Annotated in this window: 10 protein-coding genes, 2 tRNA genes and 1 pseudogene; 8 read left to right on the top strand and 5 right to left on the bottom strand. The window is 45.4% G+C overall.

The window, feature by feature from the left end; genetic code table 11:
* The first annotated feature begins 168 nt into the window (after positions 1 to 168).
* Positions 169 to 245 (top strand) — tRNA-Arg (locus AC3D28_RS01345).
* 233 nt (positions 246 to 478) lie between these two features.
* Positions 479 to 985 carry a Fe3+-citrate ABC transporter substrate-binding protein gene (locus AC3D28_RS01340; RefSeq protein WP_488535291.1) on the top strand — a complete coding sequence of 169 codons (507 nt, stop codon included), beginning with the start codon at positions 479 to 481 and terminating at the stop codon, positions 983 to 985.
* Positions 986 to 1,131: 146 nt separating this feature from the next.
* On the opposite strand, the gene gltX is transcribed toward AC3D28_RS01340, so the two are convergent.
* From gltX to chiP, 3 genes and pseudogenes are all read right to left on the bottom strand, one after another.
* Positions 1,132 to 2,559 (bottom strand): glutamate--tRNA ligase, encoded by a 1,428-nt coding sequence (gene gltX, locus AC3D28_RS01335; RefSeq protein WP_098416246.1) that lies wholly within the window; start codon positions 2,557 to 2,559, stop codon positions 1,132 to 1,134.
* A 178-nt stretch (positions 2,560 to 2,737) separates the two neighbouring features.
* Positions 2,738 to 3,332 (bottom strand): annotated as a pseudogene (locus AC3D28_RS01330) (YccT family protein).
* Between the two features lie 124 nt (positions 3,333 to 3,456).
* Positions 3,457 to 4,578 (bottom strand): chitoporin, encoded by a 1,122-nt coding sequence (gene chiP / locus AC3D28_RS01325; RefSeq protein WP_488535290.1) that lies wholly within the window; start codon positions 4,576 to 4,578, stop codon positions 3,457 to 3,459.
* 475 nt (positions 4,579 to 5,053) lie between these two features.
* Here chiP and AC3D28_RS01320 point away from each other — a divergent pair, with 475 nt between their 5' ends.
* The 3 genes from AC3D28_RS01320 to AC3D28_RS01310 all read left to right on the top strand — a co-directional run bounded on the left by AC3D28_RS01320 (position 5,054) and on the right by AC3D28_RS01310 (position 9,239).
* Complete coding sequence (locus tag AC3D28_RS01320; protein ID WP_488535289.1) at positions 5,054 to 7,756, top strand: heavy metal translocating P-type ATPase; 2,703 nt, start codon at positions 5,054 to 5,056, stop codon at positions 7,754 to 7,756.
* 21 nt (positions 7,757 to 7,777) lie between these two features.
* On the top strand, positions 7,778 to 8,227 hold the full coding sequence (locus AC3D28_RS01315) for a DUF411 domain-containing protein (RefSeq protein ID WP_098416250.1): 450 nt from the start codon (positions 7,778 to 7,780) through the stop codon (positions 8,225 to 8,227).
* A gap of 139 nt (positions 8,228 to 8,366) precedes the next feature.
* Positions 8,367 to 9,239, top strand: a complete 873-nt coding sequence (locus AC3D28_RS01310; RefSeq protein WP_098416437.1) for a TraB/GumN family protein — start codon at positions 8,367 to 8,369, stop codon at positions 9,237 to 9,239.
* A gap of 330 nt (positions 9,240 to 9,569) precedes the next feature.
* Here the strand turns inward: AC3D28_RS01310 and AC3D28_RS01305 are convergent.
* A tRNA-Pro gene (locus tag AC3D28_RS01305) sits at positions 9,570 to 9,646 on the bottom strand.
* 259 nt (positions 9,647 to 9,905) lie between these two features.
* Between AC3D28_RS01305 and AC3D28_RS01300 the strand changes: the two genes are divergently transcribed.
* From AC3D28_RS01300 to rluF, 3 genes are all read left to right on the top strand, one after another.
* Positions 9,906 to 10,046, top strand: coding sequence for a DUF3149 domain-containing protein (locus tag AC3D28_RS01300; RefSeq protein ID WP_005382236.1), 141 nt, complete (start codon positions 9,906 to 9,908; stop codon positions 10,044 to 10,046).
* A 132-nt stretch (positions 10,047 to 10,178) separates the two neighbouring features.
* On the top strand, positions 10,179 to 10,760 hold the full coding sequence (gene smrA / locus AC3D28_RS01295) for a DNA endonuclease SmrA (protein WP_098416251.1): 582 nt from the start codon (positions 10,179 to 10,181) through the stop codon (positions 10,758 to 10,760).
* A gap of 93 nt (positions 10,761 to 10,853) precedes the next feature.
* Positions 10,854 to 11,915 (top strand): 23S rRNA pseudouridine(2604) synthase RluF, encoded by a 1,062-nt coding sequence (gene rluF / locus AC3D28_RS01290; RefSeq protein ID WP_488535288.1) that lies wholly within the window; start codon positions 10,854 to 10,856, stop codon positions 11,913 to 11,915.
* A 126-nt stretch (positions 11,916 to 12,041) separates the two neighbouring features.
* Here the strand turns inward: rluF and ybaK are convergent, their stop codons facing one another.
* The gene (ybaK, locus tag AC3D28_RS01285) at positions 12,042 to 12,515 is read right to left on the bottom strand and encodes a Cys-tRNA(Pro) deacylase (protein WP_098416253.1); all 474 of its coding nucleotides are present in this window, start codon (positions 12,513 to 12,515) and stop codon (positions 12,042 to 12,044) included.
* Positions 12,516 to 12,543 lie beyond the last annotated feature (28 nt).

The following is a 12,543-nucleotide window of genomic DNA, read 5'->3' as shown; positions in this document are numbered from 1 at the left end:
TTAAACCTTGAGGTATCCTCACTTTTGAATATCATAGGCAAGTCATCTTTTTTGATGATGCCCATTGTCGTCGTTAGGTGTTCAGATTGACACGGACAAATGAATCGATACCGTTGCCAAGCTTTGACTCAGCAATACGCTCCAATGAATTACGACTATTGGCATTACGCCCTCATGGCACAGCTGGATAGCGCAGTCCCCTCCTAAGGGACAGGTCGTAGGTTCGAATCCTACTGGGGGCGCCATATTTTAGTCTTAGCTCCTTACTGGGCTAAGACTTTTTATACTCATTTTCCGGGACATTATAGGTACAAACCTTTGCCGAGAATGTCCTGACACGTAAGTACTTACTATTCAGACCTCCTCCTCTTGAAATCATTTTATTGGCACTCTATTTACAGTTTTGTATTTTATTACTTTAATTGTCTATGAGTTTTGCTTACCCTTTTGGCTATTAACAAGATTATTAGTTAGCACTATGTCTAAGAGCAATTTAATCACTAACACCGGACACCGCTTTATTTCGAAAGGCAAAACTGCCTTCAAGATTCATATCCATACACCGGAGGATACGGTACTGCACCGCTCGGTGGGATTTGTGCGTACTGGAGAAAAGAAAGGCTTGAAGAAAGCCATCAAACTCAGGAATGAATTAGGTCGGCAAATGTGGGGCAAATTTTGGCGACGTCTATTGAAAGATCCCTACCTAATGACTCGGCTGCCTCACAGCGTTGAACCTAAAATTGTTCACAAACCTAATCCAACTCTTGAGAACCCTGACAACCGAGATACTTGTTACATCGCTAAATGGCGAGAGTTTAACGAAAATGGCGAATATAAATATAAAACCATCGTACGTTCTATCAGTAAATACGGTAAGTTGGCTGCCTATATGCAAACCAAAAAAGCATTATTGGAAGCACACAAAGATAACTTAGAGATCCTGACGTTCATGGGGCGATTAAATAGTATTGACCTCAAGTAATCCATGCATCTGTAGCGATGAATCTTGAGGGATCTTTAACGATTAAAAATAGAAATCAAAAGATAGAAGAATGGATACTTGTCAATTTTAGAATACAAAAAAGCCGTGTTAAATATCACGGCTTTTTGACTAGTCATTCATCGTGTTTATGCGTTTGCTTCACGCTCGGCAATAAATGCTAGTGCCATTTTGATGCGAGCAATACAACGCTCTTTGCCAACCAGTTCCATTACTGCATCTACAGAAGGAGACTGACCGCCGCCTGTTACAGCAACACGTAATGGCATACCGATTTTGCCCATGCCGATTTCCAACTCTTCACAGACAGCAGAAATAACACCATCTTTGATGTTCGCTGTCGTCCACTCTGTCAGTGCTTCAGCTTTTGCTAGAGCCAGCTCTAGCGGTGCTTTAGCCACACCACGTAAGTGCTTCTTCGCTGCGCCCGCTTCAAACTCAGAGAAATCTTCGTAGAAGTAACGGATTTGCTCCGCTAGCTCAACTAGCGTGTGACAGCGCTCACCTACTAGCTTGATCACTTCCGTGATTGCAGGACCGTTAGTCACATCCAGTTTTTGTTGATCTAGATGCCATTGTAGGTGCTCTGCAACGTACGCTGGATCTGAGTTTTTGATGTAGTGGTTGTTCAACCATTGCAGTTTGTCAGTGTTGAAAGCCGATGCTGACTTAGAGACGGCGTTTAGGCTGAACAGGTTAATCATCTCTTCTTGAGAGAAAATCTCTTGGTCACCATGAGACCAACCAAGACGTACTAGGTAATTGTTAAGTGCGGCAGGCAGGTAACCCATGTCGCGGTATTGCATTACCGATACTGCGCCGTGACGTTTCGACAGTTTTGCACCGTCATCGCCTAGGATCATGGCACAGTGAGCAAAAGTCGGTACTGGCGCACCTAACGCTTTGTAGATGTTGATCTGACGAGGCGTGTTGTTGATGTGGTCTTCACCACGAACAACGTGCGTGATGCCCATATCCCAGTCGTCAACAACCACACAGAAGTTGTAGGTTGGTGAACCATCGGTACGGCGAATGATCAGATCATCCATTTGATCGTTGCGGATTTCGATGCGACCACGAATTTGGTCGTCAAATACCACACTGCCTTCTTTTGGATTACGGAAACGGATTACGCATGGATCGCCATCTTTTGCCGCTTCGTTTGCCGCTTTGATTTTTGGATGGTTGGCATCGTAGCGAGGCATTTCTTTATTTGCTTCTTGCTCTGCACGGATTTCATCTAGCAGCTCTTTAGACGCGTAACATTGGTAAGCTTTGCCTTCTGCCAGCAGCTTATCCACCATTTCGTTGTAACGATCAAAACGTTGAGTTTGGTAGTAAGGGCCTTCATCCCACTCCAAACCTAGCCATTCCATGCCTTCTAGAATCGCATCAACCGCTTCCTGAGAGTTACGCTCAAGGTCTGTATCTTCGATACGCAGTACAAATTCGCCACCTTGGTTTTTAGCGTATAGCCAAGAGTAAAGTGCAGTACGTGCACCACCAACGTGTAGATAGCCAGTTGGGCTAGGAGCAAAACGAGTTTTAACCGTCATTTGAGTTCCTTAGGGGTAATGATCAACGAGAGATCTCTCGTTGTAATGTCAAGGATAAAAGTGGCGACATTTTACCACCGTAAGTCAATTCTACAATCGGTTTGACAGCAGAAATACAAACGGGCAGCGCCAGTACAGGCACTGCCCTCATATTTTACGGTTTAAGCGCGGAACGAAATTACTTCAGGTTCTGCATCGCCCATTGCATAAACTCTTGTTGCTCTTCACGGCTCAGATGATTAAACGATACTTTTAGTGTTTTGGTTTCCACCGGAGAAGACGCAATGCTTGCCTTGGTCGATGCTTTGTTCATTGCGTTGTTATAGTCTGCCACTTCTCGTTCGTAATCACGAAAACCTTGCAAACCACCTTTACGAAGTTGAACCATAGAGAATTCCACTTCTTTGCCGTTTTTGTCTTTTAATACCACTTTTGGATTCGAGTTCGAAGGCTTTCGCTTCTTCGATGGTGCGGAACGCTTTGTAAGTCAGCGATAGTTCGGCGTCTTTTTCTACATCAAATTCCAATACCAGCGGCTGCGAGTCGAACTTACGGCGCTTGCCGTCTTCATATACAATTTGCCCAACCGTCACAACTAACTGGTTCTCAACCTCTTTGAGTTCAATGCTGTTGTCTTTAGAAATCCACTCAGGGTACACAAACTCACCATTGAGCACGCGAGGTACCAATTCCGCTTGCAGAGTCAGTTGAGCAGCAAAAGCAGGCGCAGAAAGCATTGCGCAAAGTCCGAGAAGTGTCGTTGTTTTTTTCATCGTGGTTCTCACTTTATACCAATTTAGATAAGCCTCTGAAACTTACAGACTGGTCATTTCAAAGGCTTATTTGAATAGTTATCAAGACAAAAAGGGCGTTTCCGCCCTTTTAGCTGCTTCTAGATTAGAAGTAGTATTCAACACCGACAGAGAACTCGTCGTAGTCCGCTGACTTCCAACGTGCATCTGCTGGTTTATCCAGTTGAGATGCACCGTCACCAAAGTCTAGAGTACGAACACGTACGTAAAGCACTGCCGATGGGTCGACGAAGTACATGACTTGAGCAGAAACAACATCATCTGCGGTATCATCGATTGTCTTGCCGTCACGTTCTAAATCGAAATTCGCTGCATAAGCCAGTTTGTATTGCCAGTCACCAGTGGTGTACATCAACCCCGTCGACAACGCATCTTGCTTCTCATTCACACCGTTGCTTGCGTCGGCTTCCATGTATTTGTACTGCGCGAAGAAAGAAATACCGTTATCAAACCAACCTTGCGCACCAACCAGGTATGTGTTGTTTTCCCATGTTTGGCCTTCCGTCTTAATGTTGCGGTTACCCTCGTACGCCGCGTCTAACTGAATTGGGCCAAGTTTGTAGTGAGCGGCGATACCACCCCAATAGTCATCACCTTCACCTAGACCCGCTTTATCACCCGCACCAGCAGCAACGTCCAAAGAGAGCTTGTCTGCGTACATTGGCGAGTCCCAACGAATGGTGTTTGATTGACGATCTTGGTACTTAGCACCACCAATTGCGCCCCCCCAGTCGTATACATCGCCGAGGCCTGGGTTCGACGCTGGCCAGTCCACCAACTCGTACATCGGTGTTAATACGCGACCTAAGCGAACTTGCCCCCAAGATGCACTTTCAAAACCGACGAATGTGTCACGTTCACCAAGACCTGCACCTTCACCACCAAAGCTAGGGTCTACGTAACCCCCTTCGATTTGCCAAATAAAGGTAGGGTTGAAGTTAGCAAATTGTTTTTTACCACGAAAACCGATACGAGATTCGTTGTTGAGCTGCATACCACCAAGGTCATCGTCCGTTGCTTGGCTACCAGAATCGTAATCGCGGTACGCGGCCTGCATCGCGATGATCCCATAAACTTCATAAGAGAATGAATCTTTAGTTAGGTACTCTTTCGCTGCATCGCTGTTTGCACCATCAGCAAAAGCAGCGCCACTGAACATCATGCCTGTGATTGCCGTAGCAAGTAGGCTTTTCTTTAGGTAAGACATTTTTAACCCCTATATTTTTTTAGTTTTTCCATTTTCAAATTCGCTAACTAGGACATGAAAGGAACTTGAAATAACGTTTGGACGGGATAAATATGACAAACTTTTTTCGCGGTAAAAAACGCGACCACTAGCAATCTGAGCGACTTCAAAGTGAGAAATTCAAAAAGAATATAAATTAAATATTTTCAGTAACTTAACCAAATAAGTAAAAACAAAAAAACGTCAAAATTGATTTTTCACACCGCGCTGACATTGAGGCGGGTTTAAAATCACGATCGACTTCATTCACCTTTTAGGTGTTTTAACGGAACTTTATATTCAGAGAGAAAAAATCTTGAGGTGACTCGCAAGAAAACCTGACGTTCCCGCCACATTTCCGTTGGTTTTGACGAAATTGATGTCGAGGCTGAAAGGCTTGACCTTACCCTAACGGCAAGGTTTAAGCTCAATGCATCACTATTAACGAGGGCAAATTATGAATCAATTTGTTGTACCTTTAGCGGGGCTTAACTGCATGGGTTGTGCAAGAAAAGTAGAAAAAGCTTTACACGCGGATCACGATGTCACCATCCTCAATTTGTCCCCGACCCAAGTAAAACTCAAAACCCATTCAGCTGTATCCGAGATCGTTGCAACGATTGAATCTCTTGGCTATCAAGCAGGTCATAACTATGAGTTTCACTTATCTGGCTTGAGCTGTGACGGCTGCGTTAAAAAGCTGTCTTCTTTACTAGCGTCTGACCCTGAAGTGATTTCATTTGACGCTTCTACCTCGCATTTAGCGATTCGCACCCTACTCACTGAGCAACGCGTCATCGAACTCGTTGCAAGCTTGGGTTATACCGCGAACAACGAATTTCAAACAGAACAATCACCAGCAACATCAACGTTAGAACAAAACCAAAATACCGAGCCAGACAACCAAACAAAAGCAGAGCCACCAACCGATACGGTTCAACTGCAAATGTTAATTCAAGGCATGACTTGCGCCAGTTGTGTGGCTTCCGTAGAAAAAGCACTGACCAAGGTCCAAGGGGTAGAAAAAGCCCAAGTGAACTTAGCCGAACAAAGTGCGCTTGTCTTTGTCACTGAGGACTCTGATGCGTTGCATCAAACGATTTTAGAATCCGTCAAACAAGCGGGTTATCAAGGGGAAGTTCTTCAAGATGCCGCAACTCAACAAGAAAAGCAGGCACAACAACAACATCAGCAACAAAAACGTTTTAAGTTGGATGCCATGGCTGGTTTAGTCGTCGGGGCTCCTTTGATGATCTGGGGGATTGCTGGCGGTAATATGATGATTCGCAATACCAATGACCAATTGGTTTGGGGCGCGATCGGTGTTGTGTGTTTACTGCTGCTTGCCACTGCTGGAAAACAATTCTTCAGTAACGCTTGGTTAGCGGCTACTCACAAACGCGCCACGATGGATACCTTAGTAGCGCTCGGCACTGGCGCGGCGTGGTTCTATTCCATGCTTGTGGTGATCTTCCCAGATTGGTTCCCACTCGCCTCTCGCCATGTTTACTTCGAAGCCAGTGCGATGATCATTGGTTTGATTTCACTCGGCCACTATATCGAAGCCAAAGCTAAAGCGAACACCACTCGCTCATTGCAGGCTTTGGTGAACTTACAGCCTCAACAAGCGACAGTCATCACTGAACAAGGTGATAAGCAAATCTCGGTAGAAGAAATCACACTAGGAATGAAGTTACGTATCAAGCCGGGAGAGAAAGTGCCCGTCGACGGTACAGTCGCTAATGGCGAGTCATACATCGATGAGTCCATGTTAACGGGTGAACCCGTTCCGGTACTCAAAACACAAGAGGCCCACGTTTCTGCAGGCACATTAAATACCGACGGCTCTCTCATTATTGAGGCTACGGGCATTGGGGCGAACACCATGCTGGCACGCATCATTCGTATGGTACGCACTGCTCAAAGTAGTAAACCTGCTATCGCTAAATTGGCCGATCAGATCTCATCGGTATTTGTGCCGGTTGTTGTCGGTATAGCGATACTGGCTGCATTGGTTTGGTTTGCTGTCGGTCCAGAGCCAAAAGCCAGCTACATGTTAGTCGTAACAACGACGGTGCTGATCATCGCTTGTCCCTGTGCTCTTGGCCTCGCGACCCCACTTTCTGTCACGGTTGGGGTGGGTAAAGCCGCAGAGCTAGGCATCTTAATCAAAGACGCGGATGCGTTGCAGTTAGCCAGCAAAATTGACACCGTCGTCTTTGATAAAACGGGCACACTTACCCAAGGAAAACCGAGTGTGCAGCACGTGTTTACTCACGCCACCAGTCAAGAAGATCTGTTGGGGTTAGCGTACGCCGCCGAACGTCAGTCAGAGCACCCACTGGCAAAAGCGGTGTGTGACTTCGCGCAACAGCACGATGCACAAGAGGTGACCTTAGATAAATTTGAGAATATCCGTGGGCGCGGCATTTTGGCAACGTATCAAGATAAACCGCTGCTTATTGGCTCGCTGCAATTTATGCAGGCGGAAAACGTTGCAACAGAGACGCTTCAACAAGCAATAGATGAATGCGCTCAAAGCGCTTGGACTCCGGTAGCTGTGGCATTGAACGGCGAGCTAATAGGTTTGATAGCCATTGCTGATCCAATCAAACCGGACGCAAAACAAGCGCTCTCTGCATTAAAATCGCAAAATATTAAAACCGTGATGCTAACCGGTGATAACCAGCATGTAGCCAATGCCATCGGTAAAGAGTTGGGCATTGATGAGGTTATTGCGCAAGTCATGCCTGATGAAAAAGCACAGCACATTGCGCAACTTCAATCTCAAGGCCACACCGTTGCAATGGTGGGGGATGGCATTAACGACGCCCCTGCTCTTGCGTTAGCCAACCTTGGTATTGCGATGGGAAGCGGTAGCGATGTGGCGATCGAGAGCTCACAAATGACGATTTTGAATACGTCACCAATGGCAGTCGTACATGCGATAGCACTGTCGCGCGCTACACTTAAAAACATGAAACAAAACCTATTTGGTGCTTTCGTTTATAACTCGCTGGGGATCCCTGTTGCGGCAGGCATACTTTACCCTGCGTTTGGATTTTTGCTCAGCCCAGTAGTCGCAGGCGCGGCAATGGCGCTGTCATCTATTACTGTCGTTAGTAATGCAAATCGACTACGACTTTTTTCAGTAAAATAACCACTAATATTTGAGGCTATTATGAAGTTGAAATTATTGACCTTTGCAATGCTTGCGACCGCATCCGCCAACGTATTGGCAGCCGATGTCATTAACCACAAATCGCCATACTGTGGCTGTTGTGGTGAATGGACAAAACACATGGAAGAGAACGGCTTTACGGTCGAAGAAAAATTGCACGATGAAATGAATGTCATCAAACGCGATCTGGGGATCAACAATGAACAGCTTTACTCTTGCCACACTGCGGAGATCAATGGCTATTTATTCGAAGGTCACATTCCAGCCAAAGACATTAAAGCCTTCTTAGAAAATCCACCACGTAACGCCAAAGGCCTAGCTGTACCAGGTATGCCAATGGGTTCTCCGGGGATGGAGTATGGCGATAAGAAAGACAGTTATACGGTTTACGCCTTCAACGAACAAGGCCAAGTATTCGAATACCGCCATCACGAAGGTAACGACCAATAAAAAACCAAGCCCTCAACATATGTTGAGGGCTTTCAGCAAACAGCCTCTAATTGTAAAACAACCAGCGCCATTATTCGATGCTCGTCACACGGCTTGTTTGGGGATAAAGTTTACAGACCCCGTACCTGAGGATAAAACTATGTTCCGTCTATTGACGCTGATGTCATCTCTACTTGTCGCCATTACTTCTTTTTCATCCTATGCAGAGCCACAACACTGGTTAGCGAAAAAAGATGAAATAGAGCTGATGATCATCGGTTCGGTACATGTGGGTGATAAAAGCATGTACCCATTACCTAAAAAAATCACTCAGTATTTAAATCAAAGTGCCGGATTAATTATCGAAGCGGACGTAAGAAACTCAAAAGGTGTGGTTTATCCACAAACCGCGACTCGCTCTAAAAACGTCCTAGACAGAACTCAACGTCGCCATCTTGTAAAAATAGCGAAAGATCTAGGCTTGCCTGAAACTCAGCTTTTGAACTCGCCACCATGGGCCGCAGCACTTACCATTCAACTCGCTTTAGTCAATAAACTCGGTTACATTCCAGACTACGGCGTCGACATGCATTTGATTGAATTAGCAGATAAAAATCAAACTCCGGTCATTCCATTAGAGTCGGTGCAATTTCAAATTGATTTGCTCGCTGGCCAACCCGACGCAGGTAAAGAGATGCTTCTATCATCCATTGAAGAGTATAATGGCGGAGAAGAGTTAATCCGGTGCCTGATAGAAAGCTGGAAAAGCGGTGATGGCAATATGTTGGTAGAAGTTTCATTAATTGATCAGGCAACAGACGACTTTAATCAGGCCTTCTTATATGAACGCAATCGAGATTGGGCGAAACAGCTCGATACTGGCAGCGTACTACCTCAAAATTCAGGTCGCTACACGGTAGTCGTCGGCAGTTTACATCTGGTCGGTAAAGATAATCTTATTGAGCTACTTGAAAAGCGTGGTTTTGACGTTAAGCCGCTCGGTCATACTCGTCAAGCCATGTGTAATATCTAGGCTTATTATCTTAATAAGAACCTAAAGCTAAATTAAGATGCCAAAACATTAGCCGTCAAAAAGGTTCTGTTTTTATCCAGAACCTTTTAGAAAGTTCTCATGAAGTATCATATGCTAACTTCACACGAACCCACTCGGGGCTGACTCATGACTCATGAAATTGACCCGCGCCACAACAACGAAAGCCTGCTATAAAAACAGGCTTTATCAAATGATCGGAGAAGAGACATTCGGTGGCCTGACGTTCCAGCTCACGGGCGAGTCTCTCCCACTCACCTATTATCAGATACAAAAAAGGCTCTGTATTTCTACAGAGCCTTTTTTTGAATATGGTCGGTGAAGAGGGATTCGAACCCCCGACCCTCTGGTCCCAAACCAGATGCGCTACCAAACTGCGCTATTCACCGAGATGTTTAACCAAGGACTTATCCTCGTCAACGACTGGGTATATTACGGATTCTGATCTGAGACGCAAGTGCTTTTTACAAAAAAACAAAGATCTGAATTTGTTTGATGATGAACTGAACACTAGCACGTAAAATGTGATTGATAACTCACAACAAAATACACTTTATTAACCTCAGCAACATAATTGATCCAGATCAGTGTGCATAAAATCGCCGCCCTTTAACTTTATGCTTGTCGGAAATATCTTGGAGGAAACATATGGACTTTTGGCTTGATCTCCTATTTGGTAATGCAGTGGGTCTATCATCAATGATAGTAATCTTTGGGGCAATTGGTCTGATGTTGTTTTACGGCGGTTTCTTCATATACAAGATTATGAACGACAAATCTCCTCACTAGATCTCGCTTAGCTCTAGAAACGCTTTGCACCGGAGTCGGTTACTTGCCTACTCCGGTTTTTTATTTGATCTCAATGCACCACTCATTGATATAATCCTATTATTCCTCCCTGTTCTTAATGAGATTACTACTATGTCTCACGATGACGATTTTGATCTGTTCCAACAGATGATGGGCGATGTAAAGCCAATCACTCAAGACACCGCCGAACACCCAAAGGTTCACCAAGTGACCGAAGCGCAGCTTGCGAAACGTGAAGCGGCAATATGGTTAACGGAAGACGACCCTGAGTATTTGTCGCTTGATCACGCCGAAATGCTAAAACCAGACGACTTTGTTGAGTTTAAGCGTGATGGGGTGCAGGACGGAGTGTACCGCAAACTTCGCCTTGGTAAATATCCCATTCAAGCCCGCCTCGATCTGCATCGTAAAACGTTAAAAGAAGCTCGTGATGAGGTCGTGAAGTTTTTAAAACAGTGCCTCTCAATGGACATCCGAACGGTCGTTATTGTCCACGGTCGAGGAGAACGCTCCAACCCACCAGCAATGATGAAAAGCTTTGTGAGCAGTTGGCTACAACAAATCAGGGAAGTACAGTGCGTGCATAGTACACAGCGCTTTCATGGCGGAACTGGAGCCGTATACGTCCTACTAAGAAAAAGCGCGGAAAAGAAGCTAGAAACCCGTGAACGTCACCAAAAACGGTTAGGCTAACTTTCACCTCAGTGCTAGAATGCCCGCCTTTATTCCTCCTTTCTTTTAGGGGAAGGAAACTTCATTCGCCGTTGTGAAACGTTAGGAGACAACATGTCACAAGACAACGCAAAACGAGTAAATAAATTCATCAGTGAAACGGGCTTTTGCTCACGTCGTGAGGCCGACCGACTGATTGAACAAGGTCGTGTCACCGTCAATGGCCATAAACCAGAAATGGGAACAAAAGTCCTATTAGGTGATGATGTTTGTGTGGATGGCAAGCCGGTCGCAGCAAAAGAGAAGCCTATCTATATCGCGCTCAACAAACCAACCGGTATCACTTGTACGACTGAGCGAGATGTACCAGGGAATATTGTTGACTTTATCGGGCATAAAAAACGTATTTTCCCGATCGGTCGCTTGGATAAGCCATCCGACGGTCTGATCTTTTTGACCAACGATGGTGACATCGTGAATAAAATCCTCCGTGCTGGCAACAACCACGAAAAAGAATACGTGGTACGCGTCGACAAACCGATCACAGGTGAATTCCTTAAGCAGATGTCGAGTGGTGTAAAAATCCTTGATACGGTAACGCTACCTTGTAAAGTCACCAAGGAGACTAAATTCTCTTTCCGTATCATACTGACTCAAGGTTTAAACCGTCAGATTCGTCGCATGTGTGAAACGTTAGGCTACGAAGTCTTTAAGCTTCGCCGTGTCCGCATTATGAACATCTCTCTGGATGGCATTCCAAACGGAAAATGGCGTTATTTAACGGACAATGAAGTGTCAGAGATCCTAGCGATGTGTGATGGTTCGGTTAGTACAGAAGAGGCGTCTCAAGTTGATTCTAAAGGCCGCAATATTCGCAAAGCGACGGATGCTAAGCTGTTTGATAGCCGCGACGAGCACCAAGACTCGAACTCTCGCCGTAATCAAAAGCCACGAACATACCGCGGTAACAATGCCGATGACTTCCGTCATGCACCTAACTCTAAAAGGGGTCAACAAAGACGCCGTGACGATAGCGACAACCCCCGCTCCTCCAAAGATAGCGTTAAGAACACAGGCCCTGAGCGTAAACCAAAGTTACGCTATGACAACCTAGGCTCCACCAAGCCAAAGAAACCAGCAAAACGAACGAGCGGCACGTTAAGCCTGAAAAAATAATAACACCATAAAGTCAGCGCTGATGAATGACGTGAGGGCAATACTTAAGGGCAAGCTGAGCTTGTATAACGCGGTTATCGAAAATGTTAACCAACAAAGATAACCCGTTATTTATAATGATGCGTCTTATAAGCACAGCGCCGCAAACTGGCCGCGTGTTAGCGCCAGTAGGTCTTTTGGCGCAAGCTCTATTTCTAAACCGCGCTTGCCCGCACTCACGCAGATCGTGTCTTGTACGCCCGCACTTTCGTGTAAAAATGTTGGTAAGGCCTTTTTTTGCCCTAGTGGGCTAATACCACCGACAACATAGCCTGTCGCTTTCTGAGCGATCTCTGGGTCAGCCATGTCGGCTTTCTTTCCTTTCGCTGCTTTGGCTGCCAATTTCAGATTTAATTTTTGGTCGACAGGAATAATCGCTACCGCTAAGTTCTTTGGCTCGCCGTTGAGGCAAAACAATAACGTTTTAAATACTTTATTTGTATCCTGTCCCAACACCTCGGCCGCTTCTAATCCATAACTATCAGCTCGAGGATCATGAACGTACTGATGAATGGTGTGGGGGATTTTTTTCTTTTCTGCAAGCTTAATGGCCGGAGTCATCAAGATTCTCCTAATAGAAACAAAAACG

This window comes from Vibrio sp. TAP-3B (assembly GCF_057784735.1).
This window is presented reverse-complemented; position numbering and strand designations above follow the sequence as displayed.